The organism is Microbulbifer sp. ALW1, from assembly GCF_009903625.1.
In the GTDB taxonomy this organism is placed as follows: Bacteria; Pseudomonadota; Gammaproteobacteria; order Pseudomonadales; family Cellvibrionaceae; genus Microbulbifer.
Map to the genome: position 1 here is coordinate 684910 of NZ_CP047569.1, position 16430 is coordinate 701339.

The window sequence follows — 16430 nt, forward strand, 5'->3', positions numbered from 1 at the left end:
TCAGGCCCTAAAAGTTGCCACGCAACGTTAAACCATAGGTGCGGGGGTAAGACACGTAGGCATTGTAGTCCCCGGCCTGCAGCGGAGAGTCGAAGTGCACGCTGGCGTAGCGGTTGTCGCCACAGTTCTGGCACCAGGCGGATAGCGACCAGTTGGCAGCGTCCGGGCGCACGCCGATGTTGGCGGTGTATTCGCTCTGCGCATCCACCTTCAGGTCGTTGGAGGTATTGGAGAAAATTTCCGAGTTGTACACCATCCCCACACGCCCAAACAGGTTGAGGCCGCTGGCGATGGGGCGCTCGAAATCCAGAGCCAGGTTGGCGGACAGCTCCGGTGCCATGGCAAAGCGACGTTCGGCGAGGAAACCGAGCACCGGGTCGTCGCCAAAGCGTGCTTCCGCCAGGTGCGTCAGGTCGAACATCAGCGAGAAGGTGTCGTTCAGAAGGAACTGGTTTTCCAGTTCCAGGCCGTAAACAGTGGCCTCGGGCGCATTGTCCACGGTGAACTTGGTGCCCTGGAACTGGGCCAGCTGCAGGTTGGTGATGTCGTTGTAGAAGAGCGCCAGGTTGCTGCGCGCGCGGCCATTCCAGTATTCGGTCTTGAGCCCCAGCTCGTAGCCGTCCATATATTCCGCGTGGTAGCTGGGATTTTCGGGGATGGCGCCGGGCACTTCTTCCGGGTTATTCAGGTTGGTGCCGGCGCCGCTGTTGTCGATGTTTACCCCACCGGATTTGTAGCCGCGGCTGTAGGAGGCGTAGGCCATCGCCCGGTCTGAATAGTGGTACTGGGCGGAAAGGGAGCCGCTGAAGGCGTCCTCTTCGTAGTGGTCGTCAAACTCCGGGCCAGGCTGCGCGGTGAGCACGCGGAATACCGCGTTGCGCGCCTCGGTGAAGCTGTTGCGGAACATGGCACCGTTCTTTTCGTCGCGGGAATAGCGCAAGCCGGCGGTCAGGCTCCACTGTTCGTTGATGTCCAGGTTCCAGTGGCTGAAGGCGGCGTAGGAAATGCTGTCTGCGGGCATATCCACATCGCTCCACTGCCCTTCGGTGGCGTCCACGGTTCCGGGCGGGTAGCCGTAGAGCTGGAAGAACAGGGTATCCCAGTAAAACTGCGCCTGGTCGCCCCACCAGAGTTCGTGGTGGGCGTCGATGTCCTCGTCGGCATAGTAGAGCCCTACCACATAGTCGGCACTGGCGAAGGGGCCGACTTGCTGAAGGTCGCCGTTCAGGGTGAACTCCTGAGAAAACAATTTGGTCTGCAGTGACTCGTTGATGGTCAGAATATTCGCGCCGACAAAGTCCGCGTCCATGCCCTGTTGGGAGATGCGCCAGTCGCGCAGGCTGGATACGGACTTGAGGGTGCGCCCGCCGTCCAGCTGCCAGGCCATCTGCAGTACCGCGCCCTTGTCTTCGATGGATTGGTCCGTCTTGTTACTCAACACCTGCTGGTAATCGCGCAGGGTATCTGACGGCAGTTGTTTGCCCTGGGCCTGCACCAGTGCATTGATCAGCGGCTGCGTGGGTCCGTCGATGGCATCCACCTGGCCGTAGCAGCAGTTGTTGTCTTCCTGGAACCAGTCGAGGATCAGGCGGCTGGAAAAGGTTTCCGAGGGTTCGTACAGGAACTGGACCTTGGTACCGCGGGGCTCACGACCGTTGTAGTCGCCGCCATTGGGATCTTCAATATAGCCATCCTCACTGCCCCAGATGGCGGCCACGCGCATGGCCCAGTCATCGTTCAGCGGCATATTGGCCGCGCTGCGCACTAGCTGGTTGCCGTAGTTGCCCACGCCCACTTCGTAATCCAGGGTGAAGGCATCGGTATCGGGGGCGTTGCTGTTGAGGATCAGTGCGCCCGCCGAGGTGTTTTTGCCGAACAGGGTGCCCTGGGGGCCGCGCAGGATTTCCAGGCTCGCCATATCCAGCCAGTTTTGCATCGCCTGGCCGGCGCGGGTGCGATAGACGCCGTCCACAAACACACCCACCGCGCCTTCAAAGGCGCGGCTGTTGCCGACGGTGCCGATACCGCGAATCACGATATTGGCGCTGTTGGCGGCGCTGTTCACCACCGCAAAGCGGGCGCTGGAGGAAATTTGCTGGATATTGGCGATGCTGTCGACCTGGGCCGCCGCCAGTTCCTCGCCGGTAACGGCGGTAACCGCCACTGGGATATCCTGCATGCTCTGTTCGCGACGCTGGGCGGTAACTACGACCTCTTCTAGCTGCAGTTTTTCCTGGGCGGTTGCAGCCACCGGTATCGCGGCGGTAATGGCCGAGGCCAGGGCACTGGTGACCAGGGTCCATGTGCGCAGGGGTAGTGGTGGCGTATGTTTCATCATCGGCATGGCGGCTTCCCTCTCATCCTTTTGTTATGTTTGTCTCGTTGTGGTTATTGAGCCGGATTAGGCCAGTATGCGCAGGGCATCAAAAATTGATTCGTCCGTTTGGATGAATTTCAACGGAGCAGATGTCGTCGGTGGGCTTTAATCATTCCTGATGAGCGACCTGATCCGGTTGTCCTGTGCTGCGTATCAATGACTTTGAGGTGGGATATGAAAAACCTTGCTGGGCTACTGCTGTTGCTGTGTAGCCTGCTTGCCGCGAGTTGTACCGGTGTTCCCGAGGGGGTTGCGCCCATCGATGATTTCACCCTCGATCGCTATCTGGGCAAGTGGTACGAAATTGCGCGCCTGGATCACTCTTTCGAGCGCGGCCTGAGTCGGGTAACGGCGGAATACAGCTTGCGGGATGACGGCGGCGTTAAAGTGGTGAATCGCGGGTTTGATGCCGAGCGCGCCAGGTGGCAGCAGTCCGAGGGCAAGGCCTATTTTGTCGGTGCGCCCAATGTGGGGCACCTCAAGGTCTCTTTCTTCGGGCCCTTTTACGGTTCCTATGTGATTTTCGAACTGGACGATGACTATCGCTACGCCATGGTGTCCGGGCCGGACCGCTCTTACCTATGGTTGCTGTCGCGCACGCCTACCGTCGATGCCTCGTTGAAACAGCGGTTTTTGCAGCGCGCTGCGGAACTGGGCTTTGACGCCGATGCGCTGATCTTTGTGGAGCAGTCGCCGTTGCCTACCGAGTAAATCCTTGCATCGGTGCCTGATCCCTAAACCCGGCCCTGACTTTTCTGTTTTACAAGAGAAGAAAGTCAGGGGTAATTTTTCTCCTGACCGCCGCTTATGGAGCCTTATCTATACTGGCTGTAACGGATTAATCGTTGCACAGTGAGGGGTGGTGTGGGCACTGGTGTTTCCAATTTCTTTACAGCCGACGGCGGCGTTCGCGGCCGATCCTCTCCTCGATCGCCGGCGCGGCGCAGGTTTGTGCACACACAGTTGCTGCTTGGCGGCGGTTTGGCGCTGTTACCCGCCGCCCTGCTTCACGCGCAGTCTGACACTCTGCCGGACAGCACCCGTGAGGCTGGGCGTCGCCTGGGCAAGTTTTTCGAGGTGTCACAGAAACTGCTGCAACCACTGCCGGTGAATACCCAGCTGGATCGACGCGTAGCCGCGCGTTTACTGGCAGCGCTCAACAGCGAGTTTCCGAGCTTTCCCCAGCAGCTGGATTTGATGCCCGATGACCCCGGTCCCGCCGAGCGGCATTCACCGGTGGCACAGCTGATCGTGTCCGCCTGGTACCTTGGATCGGTGGGCAAAACACTGGTGACTTTTGAGCGTGCACTCATGTACCGGCTTACCGCGGATGTGCTCCCGGTACCCAGTTATTGCTATGGCAAACCCGGTGACTGGGCTGCGGCACCACATGCAAATTTCGGGGAGTCGTGAGTTTGGCGAGCCAGGAAGCAGAATATGTGGTGATTGGTTCCGGCGTGGCCGGGGCGCTGGTGGCGAATGAGCTGGCGCGAGCCGGAAAGTCGGTGCTGATCCTGGAGGCCGGCCCCAGGATTCCCCGCTGGCAGACGCTGGAGCGCTTTCGCAACCTGCGCGACAAATCGGATTTTATGGCAGCGTATCAGTCCGCCCCCTGGGCGCCTCATCCACAGTACGGTGAATTCGCGAATGACTACCTGATCTTCAAAGGCAGCCACCCATTCAACTCGCAATATATCCGCGCGGTGGGTGGCACCACCTGGCATTGGGCTGCCTCCTGCTGGCGGTTTTTACCCAGCGATTTCAAATTGAACAGCCTGTACGGCGTGGGACGCGACTGGCCGATTGAATACGCCGAGCTGGAACCCTGGTACCAGCGCGCCGAGCAGGAGCTGGGTGTCTGGGGACCTGCAGACGAAGAACTGGGCTCACCGCGCTCGGCACCCTACCCCATGCAACCTTTGCCGCTGTCGTACAACGAGGCGAGGGTAAAAGAGCGCATGAATGGCCACAACCCGGCGTGGCGAGTGGTGACAGAGCCGGTGGCGCGCAACAGCCGCCCCTATGACGGCCGCCCCACCTGCTGTGGCAATAACAACTGCATGCCTATCTGCCCTATTGGCGCCATGTACAACGGCGTAGTGCATGTGGAAAAGGCCGAGGCAAATGGTGCCGAACTTATCCACAGCGCGGTGGTAAACCGGCTGGTGAGTGAGGGGGATCGAATCATCGCCGCCGAGTACAAGGATCCGCTGGGCAATAATTATCGGATTACCGGCAAAAACTTTATTCTCGCCGCCAACGGCATCGAAACCCCAAAATTGATGCTGATGTCCTACGGCCGCCACAATCCCACCGGGGTGGGTAATCGCTCGGATATGGTAGGGCGCAATCTGATGGACCACCCGGGGACCGGAGTGCGTTTTTACGCCGATGAGCACCTGTGGCCGGGGCGCGGCCCCCAGGAAATGACCTCGATGGTCGGCTTTCGCGACGGCGATTTCCGCGCCCGGTACGCGGGCAAGAAACTGCACCTGTCGAATATCTCCGCGGTACAGAAGGCGGCCCGCGCGGCGCTGCAACAACGGGAGCCCATCGATGTGCCCGAACTCACCGTGCGGCTCCGGGATCGCGCTGCGCGCCATGTGGAGTTCAACAGCTTCCACGAGATACTGCCACTGCCGCAAAATCGCATCCGCCCGAGCACCTCGGAAAAAGATGCCAGTGGCATCCCCCGGCCGGAAATTACCTACCACATCGATGACTATGTGGTGAAAAGTGCCGCGCACACCCGTGCAACTTATGCCGAAATCGCCAAAGTACTGGGCGGTACCGACATCACCCATAGCGATGATTTCGCCCCCAACAACCATATCAGCGGCACCACCATCATGGGCGCCAGGGCGGAGGATTCGGTGGTGGATAAGGACTGCCGCACCTTCGATCACCCCAATGTGTTTATTGCCGGTAGCTCGGTGATGCCCACCGTGGGTACCGTCAATGTCACCCTCACCATCGCCGCGCTGGCCCTGCGCCTGGCGGATACGCTGATCAAGGAGTCGTGAGGATGCACTGGCGTTTGGCGCTCACGGGACTGGTGTGTGCACTGTTGCCTCTGGCCTGGCTGAGCGCTCAGGAAATCTGGGATCAGGCCGCGGTGTCTGAAGTGAATACCGAACTGAACCGGCCAGCACTCATCGAAAGAGGCCGCTACCTGGCCATCGCCGGGGACTGCCAGGCGTGCCACACCAAACCCGGTGGCAGCGCTTTTGCCGGTGGTCGCGGGCTGGAAATCCCCAAGCTGGGCACCCTCTACAGCAGCAATATCACACCGGATATCAACACCGGCATTGGCGGTTGGAAACTGGAGGAGTTCGAGCGCGCCCTGCGTCGGGGAATTGGCAAAAACGGGCGCAACCTCTACCCCGCCATGCCCTACGAGTCCTACGCCAAAATTACTGATGAGGATATTGAGGCACTCTACGCCTATTTCCTGTTCGGGATAGAGCCGGTACATGAAGCGCCGCCAGCCAACAAAATTCCCCGACTGCTCAGTGCGCGCTGGCCGCTGGCAATTTGGAATTTCCTGTTCAGGCCCAGTGGGCCTTTTGAGTCAAGCCCGGATCAGGGTGCGGAGTGGAACCGCGGCGCCTATCTGGTACAGGGCCTGGCGCATTGCGGCGAATGCCATACCCCGCGGGGGATCGCGTTACAGGAAAAAGCCTACGACGAGAACAGCAAGGGGTATCTCAGTGGCGGCCCGGTGCTGGATGGCTGGGAAGCCTACAACATTACACCCGACCCGGTGAGTGGCATCGGTGACTGGACTTCCGCGCAATTGCAGCAGTATCTGAAAACCGGTCACGTAAATCGCCTTGCCCAGGCTGGCGGCCCCATGGCCGAGGCGATCGAAAACAGTTTTGCAAAAATGACGGACGCCGATATCCGCGCGATGGTGACCTATCTGCGCAGTATTCCGTCGGTCAGTGGAAAAACCCGGGTAGCGCGACAGGCGCGAGGTACACCGGCCACCGATGTCATTATCAAGCGCGGTAACCTGCTTGCCATCGACCGCAGCCCGGTGCTGCGATCCGATGGCGCGCGCCTGTATTTGGGGCTGTGTGCCAGCTGCCATGGTGTCGACGGCGGTGGCAGCAACGATGGCCATTACCCCTCGCTGATCCGCAATTCCACCGTCGGCGCGGCCAGCGAGCACAACCTGCGCCAGGCGATTCTGCAGGGCATAAGTCGCACCGTGAACGGCGAAGAAAAAATGATGCCAGGCTTCGCCAGCGAGTTGAGCGAAGAAGATCTGAGCAAGCTACTGGAATACCTCCGCCGGCAGTTCGCTGCGCCACCACCGAGTGATGCTTCCGTAAAAATCGATCAGGCGGCGTCTCCGCAAACTGCCATTCCATAACTTTCTGACAGAAACTTTACCAAAATATCCCGCGGCGACGGTTTACCTTGTGTCGCCTCTTCTGATCCGGTAGAACCGACACATAAACCTAAGATAAATGGCTTTATGTTTCACATCCAAGGCACTGTCGGTGATCCGCAGTGCAAGCGCTCCAGCGATTACCACCTCAGCGAGTGGTTCGACAATTAGTTGACCGTTACCAGATCTGGTAACGGGCAGCCCTTTCCTGCCTGATTTTTTCCCAGCTTCCAACCTCGGCTCAGTCTCTGGCTGTGCGCTATTTGCGTCGTATTGCCTCGGCTGTGCCGGCGAGACCCAAGACTTACAACAACGACGACACACCCAAGGGGAAAGTGATGAAATCATCCAACAAGCAACTACTGGCTTTGGCGATCGCCGCGGTCAACTGCGCACCGGTAGCGGTGCTGGCACAGAGTGAAACCGAAAAAAACATGGTGCTCGAAGAAGTCGTGGTAACAGCCAGTCGCCGCGCCGAGAGCATCCAGGACATTCCCTACAACATAACCGCGGTAACCGGCGAGTTTATCAACGACATCGGCGCTGACGATTTGAGCAAAATGTCCCAGTTCATTCCGGGCATGCAGATGATCGACGCCGGCGCCCGCAGCACCGGTCTGGTGACCCTCCGCGGTATGAACGTCGGTGGCCTGGAAGCATCCGAGAACCAGGGCGGTAAGGACATCATTTCCCGCTACGTCAACGACACGCCGCTGCTGATCGACTTCAAACTGGTGGACATCGAGCGCGTGGAAGTCCTGCGTGGGCCCCAGGGCACCCTGTACGGCCGCGGTGCCATGGCCGGTACCCTGCGCTATATCCTCAACAAACCGAACACTGAAGCTACCGAGGGTTCGCTGCGCACCGAGGTGTACAAGAACAGCGAGAGTGACGGTTTCTCCAATGAGGTAAGTGGCGTACTCAACCTGCCGCTGTCCGACACCCTGGCTCTGCGTATGTCCGGTACCCGCGTGGATGATGCCGGCTTTGTGGATTACAACAACGTGCTGGCTGAGCCGGGCGTTTCCAACGACGAGCGCAAGATCAAGGACGCCAACACCGAAGAAACCACTTCTGCCCGGTTCGCCCTGCGCTGGGAGCCGACCGATACCTTCTTCGCCCAGGCCAACTACTACCTGCAGGATTCCAAGGCCGGTGGCCGTCAGGCGGTGAACCCGGGCTTTACCGGAGACGACTTCACCTCTTCCCTGCGCTACGAAGAAGTGCGTGAGAACAAGGACACCCTGTTCAACGTGGAGCTGGGATACAACAGCGACGCCATCGAAATCTTCTCCACCACCTCCGTGGCGGAATACGAAGGCATCGGTAACCGCGACCAGACCGACCTGCTGTGTGTAGACATCTGGAGCGGCTATTGCGATTTCCCGCAGTTCTCCGCATACACCGTAGATGACAACCAGTCCGAGTCCCTGGTACACGAGACCCGCTTCCTGTCCACCGACGAGAACTCCCCCGAGTGGCTCGACTGGATCGCCGGCGTCTACTACGAGGAAACCGACACTCTGCTGGATGCCCGCGAGTACACGCCCGGCTTCGGCGACTTCGTGGTGAACGAATGGGACTGGTCTCCCACTGGCCTGGGCGACCTGGAATACTGGCGCTATGCGGACAGCACCTTCAAAGAGCAGGCCGTGTACGGTGAAGCCACCTTCCACGCCAACGAGCAGCTGCAGTTCACCCTGGGCGCGCGCTACTTCCAGCAGGAAGAGAAATTCGCCTACGACTGCACCATGCTGCCGTTCTACACCGGTACCGATCCTGACTGCCGCGATGGCGATGGCGAGATCGACGACACCGTATTCAAGCTGAATGCCGCCTACAACTTCACCGATGACGTCATGCTCTACGCGACCGTGGCCGAAGGCTTCCGCCGCGGCGGCACCAACGCCGGTCCGCAGTTGCTGGACAGCGAGCAGACCTTCAGCTCCGACTCTGCGGTGAACTACGAGCTGGGCTGGCACACCACCCTCGGCGGCAACATCATCCTGAACGGTGCGGTATTCATGATCGACTGGAGCGATCTGCAGGTACCGACCAAGTCTCAGGAAGCGGCGATCAACATCACCAAAAACGCCAGCCAGGGCCAGATCAGCGGCCTCGAGCTGTCCGCTCAGGCCGCACTCAGCGACAACCTGATGCTGAACGGCTGGGTGACCTATTACGACCACGCACTCGATGGCGATGCGCCGGAGATCGGCGGTTATGACGGCGACAGCTTCCCCGGCGTGCCCAATCTGCAATACAACCTGGCGCTGGATTACAACGTTGCGGTACCGACCGGCGAGCTGACTCTGCGCGGCAATATGTATTACAAGGATGCCGTCGACACCCGTCTCAACAGCCTCGATGACAACTTCGACAACGAAACCCTGAAGGACTACCACCTGTTCAACCTGTCGGCGGACTATCGCCTGGACCAGTGGCGCGCTTCGCTGTTCGCGGATAACGTCACCAACGAGCTGTATTACAACGGTGTGCGCAGTGCCAAACGCTACGGCGAGCGCGGCCAGTTCTACTATGTGGGGCAGCCGCGCACCCTCGGGGTGAATGTCGCTTACGAGTTCTGATCGCCGGTCTCACAGGACTAACCTTCGGCGGGGCTTGCCCCGCCTTTTTTGCTTCTGGCACAACCATGTCTACACCGAGCGAACGCCAACCAACATTTCAAGTGAATCACCATGTCCGATGACATCAACCGCCAACAGCTCGATCTCGCCCGCCGCGCCGCGACCGAGGGCGACTGGCGCGCCGTGTCTGCCCGCTGTATCGGGGTGTTGAAGTCCGAACCCCAGCGGGCCGAGGCGCATACCCTGCTGGGCCTCGCCGCGCTCGAAGGAGGCAGGCCGCAGATCGCGGTGCGCGCCTTCAAGGCGGCGCTGCGCGCCGACGCGGAGTTTGGTGAGGCCAGGGTATATCTCGCGCGGATTCTTGCCGCCAACGGCCAGTTTGCCGCGGCTGAGTCCGAGGCGGCACTGTGTCTGCCGCAGATTGCGGGCAACCCGGAACTGCTGGATATGCTGGCGACGATTTACAGCCGCCTGGGCCGTCAGCAACAGGCGCTGTCGCTCTACCGGCAGGCTCTGCAACTGGCGCCGGACAATATCGGCATTCTCGTCAATGCGGCGGCGGTACAACTCTTTCTCGGTCGCAGCGCGGACGCCGGTATCGCACTAAGGCGGGTCCTTGAGCGGGCCCCGGACCACTACCGCGCCCACTGGCTGCTGGCAAAAAGCCGCCGCGGCAACCACACGGAAACGCGCGCGCACCTGGAGGCGTTGCAAGCCCTCGCCGGTACCGCTCCACCGGTGGCGCAACCCTATTTGCACTACGCCGCCGGTAAACTGAGTGAAGACCTGAGGGACTGGGACTGCGCATGGCAACACTACCAGGCTGGCGCCGACGCCCAGCGGCAACGATTGCACTACGATACGGAAAGTGAGCGGGAAACCTTTAACGCGGTGCATGAGCATCTGGGGGAGAGCTGGTACCACCGGACCGGAGACCACAGTCCGCCGACAAGCGGCGGGGAAACTCCGATTTTCATTGTCGGCCTGCCGCGGGCGGGCAGCACCCTGGTGGAACAGATACTGGGTAGCCATGCACAGGTGCAGGCTCTGGGTGAGCTGGTGCAATGGCCGGTGGCGGTGAAGCAACAGCTGGGCCGTGGCGAAGCGGCGCTGTTGAGCCCTGCGGACGCGCGTGCGATTGCCACACGGTCACCGGCGGGACTGGGGCGGATCTACCTGCAGAGTATCCGGCACCTGCGCAATGAACGGCGCTGTTTCACGGACAAATTGCCAGGCAACTTCCTTTACCTGCCGCTGATTGCCCGTGCCCTGCCCGGCGCCCGCTTCGTACATGTGAGGCGCAACCCCATGGACGCCGGTCTCGCCACGTACAAGCAACTGTTCGCGGACGCCTACCCCTGGTCCTACGACCTCGAAGAGCTGGGCCACTACTATGTGCAGTATCACCAGCTGATGCAGCAGTGGCAGGCGCTGCTGTCGGGCCGCATTTATACGATCGATTACGATTTACTGGTGGCGGAGCCTGAACGGGAGACGCGGTCTTTGCTGGATTGGCTGCAGCTGCCGTTTGAACGCGCTTGCCTGGAATTTCACCGGGCGGGCCTGACGGCCGCCACCGCCAGCGCCACCCAGGTGCGCGAACCCATTCACCAACGCGCAAGTGGTCGCTGGCAGCTATTCGCCGAACAGTTGCAGCCCTATCGAGCAATTCTGGAAAACGCGGGGATCCTGCCGCCAGACAGTTGAGTCTTGTCCGGGGTAGCAGGTGCTTAGAGTCCCGGTTTACTGGACGTTTTGTCCACTCCCTTTTTGTGCTTGCCGACGCTATCACCCCAATGGTGATCCAGATGCAGATCCGCATCGCGCCTGTCTTCCCGCAATGCCTGCAGTAGTTGCTCACGGTAAATCCTGGTCTGGGCGACGTGCTGGGATTCGTTGCGCCAGTAAGGGAACAGGGATTCCAGCATACGCTGGTCGTGCTGTTTGAATTTACGTGCGGCGCGCTGGGCCTGGTGTTTGGACAGACCCAGCAGTTGCAGGGCGCCGGCGCCGATTTCCAGAGCGCTGTCGACGGTCTCGCGATAGATATAGTGCACCCCCGCTTCCATCAGTGCGTACTGGTGCATGCGGTTGCGCGCGCGCGCGAGAATGGTCAGGTGTGGGAAGTACTTCTGGATGCGGCTGACAATTTCCAGTGAGGCCGCCTGATCACTCAGGGTGAGGATGACAATCTTCGCATTCTCGGCACCGGCGGCATGCAGCAGGTCCTCGCGCGAGGCATCCCCGTAATACGCCTTGATGCCATAGCGGCGCACCAACTCCAGCTGTTCGGCATTGTGCTCCAGCAGGGTGGTGTCGAAGCCGCAGGCGTTCAGCAGGCGCCCGGCAATCTGGCCATAGCGACCGTATCCGATGATGATGACCGGAGTGCCGTCGTCCTGGGGCGCGCTGTCGGCAACATCCGGCTGCCGCGGGCCACTGAAGTAGCGGGGCTGAATCAACTGTTCATAGGCCAGCAGCAGCAGGGGAGTGAAGGCCATGGACAGGGCAATCAGCGCGATCAGCACGCTGGTTACATCCGCCGGCAGCACATGGTTCTGGCTCGCATAGGCCAGCAATACAAAACCGAATTCCCCCGCCTGCGCCAACGACAGCGCGAACAGCCAGTCCTCCCCTTTCGCCATACCGCGCACCCGCGCCAGCGCGAACAGGATGACGAACTTCACCACCACCAGCAGCGCCAGTAGTCCCAGTAACAGCAGTGGTTTCTGCATCACCAGTGCCAGGTCCAGGTTGGCACCCACGGCGAGGAAGAAGAGGCCCAGCAGCAGGCCCTTGAAGGGCTCGATATCCGCTTCCAGCTCGTGGCGGAACTCGCTTTCCGCCAGGACCACACCGGCGATAAAAGTACCCAGGGCCGGGGACAGTTCCAGCCAGGACATGATCGCGGCGGCGCTCAGTACGATCAGCAGGGAGCAGGCGGTAAACAGTTCCCGGGTGCGCGTGCCCACTACAATCCGCAGCAGTGGTGTCAGCAGGTAGCGCCCCGCCAGAATCAGCGCGGCGACTGCCGCCAGTACCGCCAGCGCGTAGGCCCAGCCCTGCAGGTCGTCGGGATCGGCGGCCACTTCCACCGTCGCCAATAGCGGCAACAGCGCGAGAATGGGGATGACCGCGATGTCCTGAAACAACAACACGCTGAAAGCGTTGCGGCCGCCCTCGGTTTTGAGCAGGTTCTTTTCCGACAGTGACTGCAGCACGATGGCGGTGGAAGACAGCGCCAGGATCAGGCCCACGGCGGTGGCACTGCGCCAGTCGAAACCGAACAGGGCCATGCCCAGGCCACACACCGCGGCCGCGGTCAGGATGACCTGGGCACCACCGGTGCCAAAGATAGAACCGCGCAGCGCCCAGAGTTTTTTCGGCTGCAGTTCCAGCCCGATCAGAAACAGCATCAATGCCACGCCGAACTCGGCAAAGTGCAGTTCTTCACTGGTGTCGCCGACCAGGCCAAAGGCGTGGGGGCCAATCAGTACCCCGGCCACCAGATAGCCGAGCACCGAGCCGAATCCCAGGCGTTTGGCCAGCGGTACGGATACCACGGCGGCGGCGAGAAAGATGACGGTCTGGAGCAGAAAATTGTCGTGCGGCATGGCCTGGCTTATTGATTGTCGTGAATAAATGATCGCAGGGCCGCGGCGGAGCGGAATCAGTCCGGTTGTGGTGTGCCGGGATCACCCTCGGGGAAACTGGCTTCGCGGCTGCGATGAATCAGTGGCGCAATGGTGGAGCCCTGCACCACGATGGAGAAGAGTACCACGCCGTAGGTCATCACCACCCACAGGTGGCGCAGATCGTGGTTGCTGCCGTCCTGGCTGTTGCCGATGACATAGCCGGCGGGAATCGACATCGCCAGCGCCAGCGCCAGGCCGCCGCGCAGTCCGCCCCAGATCAGGATGCGCTCGGTGTAGGGGTGGTATTTGCGGTGCCGCTTGAGGAACAGGAAGGGTACCCCCACCGCCAGGATGCGTCCCAGCAGCACGATGACAATGGCCGCGGCAATCAGCACATAGTCGATAGGCTGGAAGTCGATGGTGATCATGAACAGGCCCACCAGCAGGAACAGGATACCGTTGAGGAACTCCTCGGTGATAGTCCAGAAATTGTCTAGTTCGTGCTGGCTCACCCGGGAGAAGCCCTTCTCGCGGGTAAAGTTGCCGATGATGATACCGGCCACCACCATCGCCAGCGCTCCGGATACGCCGAGCATATTGGCGGTAGCAAAACCGGCGGTAGGAACGACCAGGGTCAGCAGCAATTCCAGGCTGTGGTCGTTGGTGGAACAGATCAACCAGTGGAACAGACCGCCAATGGCGAGACCCAGGCCGATGCCGCCGAGGGCCTCCACCATAAACAGATGGCTGATGGCGGGCAGTGTGGGCTCGGTACCTTCAAACGCCAGCGCATAAATCACCGCGAACACCACCATGCCGAAACCGTCGTTGAACAGCGACTCCCCTTCCACCTGAATCGAGACCTGCTCCGGTGCCTTCAGGCTCTTGATAATGGCGAGTACTGCGATGGGGTCGGTGGGGGAAATCAGCGCACCAAACAGCAGGCAGTACACCAGGTCCACCGGCATGCCGATCCAGCCGAAGAAATAGAACAGCATGTAACCCACCGCGAAGGTGGAGATCAGGGTGCCGAAAATCGCCAGCAGGGTGATTTCCACCTTCTGATTGCGCAGCATCAGCAGGTCAATGTGCAGACTGCCGGCAAACAGCAGGAAGCCGAGCATGCCCTTCAGCAGTAGGTCTTCCAGGTTCAGCAGTGGCAGCAGCTGCCCCGCCCAGTCCCGCAGCTCGACAATTTCCAGCTTGCCGAGGCCGATCACCAGCAGCGACAGCGCCAGTGAACCGGCAGTGATGGCGATGGTGGCCTGGGTGCGCAGCACATACTGATTGAGAAACCCGAGAAACACGGACACGGCGGCGAGAAAACAGAAGGTGTAATAGACGTCCATGCCCTGGGGATACCTCGGGGGAAAATGCGGCGGTGCTCGGTACAAACGGAGAGCGCGCCGCGCATTGGCTGCGGCGCGCGCCGGATCAATCCGTCAGCGTGCCGTTATTGTAGTCGCGCAGTGTCTGCTCGATCTGCTCGCGGGTATTCATCACGAAAGGCCCGTAGTGCACCACCGGTTCGTTGAGCGGCCGGCCGTGCAATACCAGCAGCCCTGAGCCAGATAACGACCCTGAATCTGCTTGCGAATCAGCGCCCTCTTGTGGTGCCCCGGCGGGCGCGCGCAATTGTAACGACTCGCCAGCACCATACAACACCAGATTGCCGCGGGTAACGGTGCCGCGCGCAGTTTCCAGGGCACCGCGGTAGATATACACCAGCGCCGAGTGTTCGGCGGGTATCCCGAGGCTGACTTCTGCGCCCGGCGCGATACGCAGGTCGGCGACCGCCGCCTCCGCCGCGGCATCCAGCAGAGGGCCACACTGGGGTTCGCCCTGCAGCTGCCACTCGCCGGCGATCAGGCGCGCCAGTGATCCATTGTCATCCAGCGGAACTTCGCGTACTTCGCCCGGCTGAATATCCCGCCAGTCGGGTTTGCTCATCTTGTCCTTGGCCGCCATGTTGATCCACAGCTGGAAGCCGTGCATACCGCCTTCGCTTCCGTCTTTGGGCTGGGATGGCATTTCCGAATGGATGATGCCGCGCCCGGCGCGCATCCACTGGGCGCCGCCCTGGGCAATGGCGCCCCGATTGCCCAGGTGATCCTGGTGCTCGAATTCCCCGCTCAACATATAAGTGAGAGTTTCGATACCGCGGTGGGGGTGCGGGGGGAAGCCGGCAATATAGTCGTCCGGATCTTCCGAGCGGATTTCGTCGATCATCAGAAACGGGCTGAACTCCCGGGACTGGAAGCCCGCCACGCGGTGGATTTTCACCCCGGCGCCGTCGGCGGATGGATGCCCCGCCACTACCCGCGCCGCGGGGCGGATGCTGGCGTTGTTCGCGTTTTCTGATGTGGCTTTGTCTGTGAAGTTAGGCATGGTTCTGCTCCTCCATTTCCGGCAGTATAGGCCGATAAAATCGCCAGAAAATGGCAAATAATCGCAGCTAATATTCGACAAGCTCGACAGATCAAACCGATAACCGTTTTACGATTCGACGCAGATATCGAAAACAGACAAAGGACAGTCTATGGCCAAGGTAACGCTGGAACAGTGGCGCATGTTTCAGGCGGTGGTGGAACACGGTGGCTTTTCCCAGGCGGCAGAGGCCGTCCATAAAAGCCAGTCGTCGATCAATCACGCGGTACACAAACTCCAGGAAAGCCTGGGCGTGGCGCTGCTGGAAGTGCGCGGGCGCAAGGCGGAGCTGACCGATGCCGGCCGCGTATTGCTGAACCGCGCCGGCGGCCTGTTGGAAGAGGCGGAGGCACTGGAGTCGGTGGCCGAAAGCCTGGCTGCGGGCACCGAAGCGCAGTTGCGCCTGGCGGTGGATGTGCTGTTTGACTACGAGGCACTGTTAAACGCGGTGGAGCGCTTTGCCGCCGAGTATCCCCACACCCGCCTGGAGCTGCGCGAAACCGTACTGTCCGGCGGCGAGGAATTGCTGCTGCAGCAGGAGGTGGACTTTATTCTCACCGCGCGGGTACCCCAGGGGTTCGTGGGTGAGCCGGTGTCGCGGGTCAAGTTTGTACCCGTCGCCCACCCCGATCACCCGCTGCACCAGCTGGGGCGGCCGGTGAACCGCGAAGACCTGAAAGCGAGCCGCCAGATAGTCATGCGCGACTCCGCCCTTAAGAATCGCCAGGATGCCGGCTGGCTGGGTTCCGACCAGCGCATCACCGTCAGCAATGTACACACCTCCATCGAACTGATCGAGCGCGGGCTGGGGTTTGCCTGGCTGCCGCAGACCCGGATTCGCGACTCTCTGTCGGCGGACCGGCTGTTGCCGCTGCGAACCGAAGAGCCCTGGGAGCGGGATGTCACCGTCTACCTGGTCTACGCGGACCGGGACCGCGCCGGCCCCGCGGCCTGCCTGCTGCTGCGGGCGCTACGCGAAGGCTTGCCACCCATAGAGTGAGCCCGGT

Annotated in this window: 11 protein-coding genes; 7 read left to right on the forward strand and 4 right to left on the reverse strand. The window is 60.9% G+C overall.

Annotation, left to right across the window (positions count from 1 at the left end; translation table 11 throughout):
- Window positions 1-7: 7 nt before the first annotated feature.
- The gene (locus GRX76_RS02745; protein WP_160151903.1) at window positions 8-2344 is read right to left on the reverse strand and encodes a TonB-dependent receptor; all 2337 of its coding nucleotides are present in this window, start codon (window positions 2342-2344) and stop codon (window positions 8-10) included.
- Window positions 2345-2551: 207 nt separating this feature from the next.
- On the opposite strand from GRX76_RS02745, the gene GRX76_RS02750 reads away from it, so the two are divergent.
- The 6 genes from GRX76_RS02750 to GRX76_RS02775 all read left to right on the forward strand — a co-directional run bounded on the left by GRX76_RS02750 (window position 2552) and on the right by GRX76_RS02775 (window position 11068).
- Window positions 2552-3088, forward strand: coding sequence for a lipocalin family protein (locus GRX76_RS02750; RefSeq protein WP_160151904.1), 537 nt, complete (start codon window positions 2552-2554; stop codon window positions 3086-3088).
- A gap of 240 nt (window positions 3089-3328) precedes the next feature.
- Window positions 3329-3790: a sugar dehydrogenase complex small subunit gene (locus GRX76_RS02755; RefSeq protein WP_160151905.1), complete on the forward strand. Its 462-nt coding sequence runs from the start codon at window positions 3329-3331 to the stop codon at window positions 3788-3790.
- A gap of 2 nt (window positions 3791-3792) precedes the next feature.
- Complete coding sequence (locus tag GRX76_RS02760) at window positions 3793-5400, forward strand: GMC family oxidoreductase (protein WP_236250520.1); 1608 nt, start codon at window positions 3793-3795, stop codon at window positions 5398-5400.
- A gap of 2 nt (window positions 5401-5402) precedes the next feature.
- A complete protein-coding gene (locus GRX76_RS02765; protein ID WP_160151907.1) occupies window positions 5403-6755 on the forward strand; it encodes a cytochrome c in 1353 nt (450 codons plus the stop codon).
- Between the two features lie 356 nt (window positions 6756-7111).
- Window positions 7112-9361 (forward strand): TonB-dependent receptor, encoded by a 2250-nt coding sequence (locus GRX76_RS02770; protein WP_160151908.1) that lies wholly within the window; start codon window positions 7112-7114, stop codon window positions 9359-9361.
- 111 nt (window positions 9362-9472) lie between these two features.
- The gene (locus tag GRX76_RS02775) at window positions 9473-11068 is read left to right on the forward strand and encodes a sulfotransferase (RefSeq protein ID WP_160151909.1); all 1596 of its coding nucleotides are present in this window, start codon (window positions 9473-9475) and stop codon (window positions 11066-11068) included.
- A 23-nt stretch (window positions 11069-11091) separates the two neighbouring features.
- Here GRX76_RS02775 and GRX76_RS02780 read toward each other — a convergent pair whose 3' ends face one another.
- The 3 genes from GRX76_RS02780 to GRX76_RS02790 all read right to left on the reverse strand — a co-directional run bounded on the left by GRX76_RS02780 (window position 11092) and on the right by GRX76_RS02790 (window position 15384).
- Window positions 11092-12975 (reverse strand): monovalent cation:proton antiporter-2 (CPA2) family protein, encoded by a 1884-nt coding sequence (locus tag GRX76_RS02780; protein WP_160151910.1) that lies wholly within the window; start codon window positions 12973-12975, stop codon window positions 11092-11094.
- 56 nt (window positions 12976-13031) lie between these two features.
- Window positions 13032-14345: a sodium:proton antiporter gene (locus tag GRX76_RS02785; protein ID WP_160151911.1), complete on the reverse strand. Its 1314-nt coding sequence runs from the start codon at window positions 14343-14345 to the stop codon at window positions 13032-13034.
- Window positions 14346-14430: 85 nt separating this feature from the next.
- Entirely contained in the window at window positions 14431-15384 is a 954-nt protein-coding gene (locus GRX76_RS02790; RefSeq protein WP_160151912.1) for a pirin family protein, read from the reverse strand.
- Between the two features lie 151 nt (window positions 15385-15535).
- On the opposite strand from GRX76_RS02790, the gene GRX76_RS02795 reads away from it, so the two are divergent.
- Complete coding sequence (locus GRX76_RS02795) at window positions 15536-16423, forward strand: LysR family transcriptional regulator (RefSeq protein WP_160151913.1); 888 nt, start codon at window positions 15536-15538, stop codon at window positions 16421-16423.
- The last annotated feature ends 7 nt before the right edge of the window (window positions 16424-16430 follow it).

Excerpts from the sequence above, each read along its gene's own strand:
- GRX76_RS02745 (WP_160151903.1), bottom strand. The coding sequence starts at position 2,344 with ATGCCGATGATGAAACATACGCCACCACTACCCCTGCGCACATGGACC.
- GRX76_RS02750 (WP_160151904.1), top strand. The coding sequence starts at position 2,552 with ATGAAAAACCTTGCTGGGCTACTGCTGTTGCTGTGTAGCCTGCTTGCC.
- GRX76_RS02765 (WP_160151907.1), top strand. The coding sequence starts at position 5,403 with ATGCACTGGCGTTTGGCGCTCACGGGACTGGTGTGTGCACTGTTGCCT.
- GRX76_RS02770 (WP_160151908.1), top strand. The coding sequence starts at position 7,112 with ATGAAATCATCCAACAAGCAACTACTGGCTTTGGCGATCGCCGCGGTC.
- GRX76_RS02775 (WP_160151909.1), top strand. The coding sequence starts at position 9,473 with ATGTCCGATGACATCAACCGCCAACAGCTCGATCTCGCCCGCCGCGCC.
- GRX76_RS02780 (WP_160151910.1), bottom strand. The coding sequence starts at position 12,975 with ATGCCGCACGACAATTTTCTGCTCCAGACCGTCATCTTTCTCGCCGCC.
- GRX76_RS02785 (WP_160151911.1), bottom strand. The coding sequence starts at position 14,345 with ATGGACGTCTATTACACCTTCTGTTTTCTCGCCGCCGTGTCCGTGTTT.
- GRX76_RS02790 (WP_160151912.1), bottom strand. The coding sequence starts at position 15,384 with ATGCCTAACTTCACAGACAAAGCCACATCAGAAAACGCGAACAACGCC.
- GRX76_RS02795 (WP_160151913.1), top strand. The coding sequence starts at position 15,536 with ATGGCCAAGGTAACGCTGGAACAGTGGCGCATGTTTCAGGCGGTGGTG.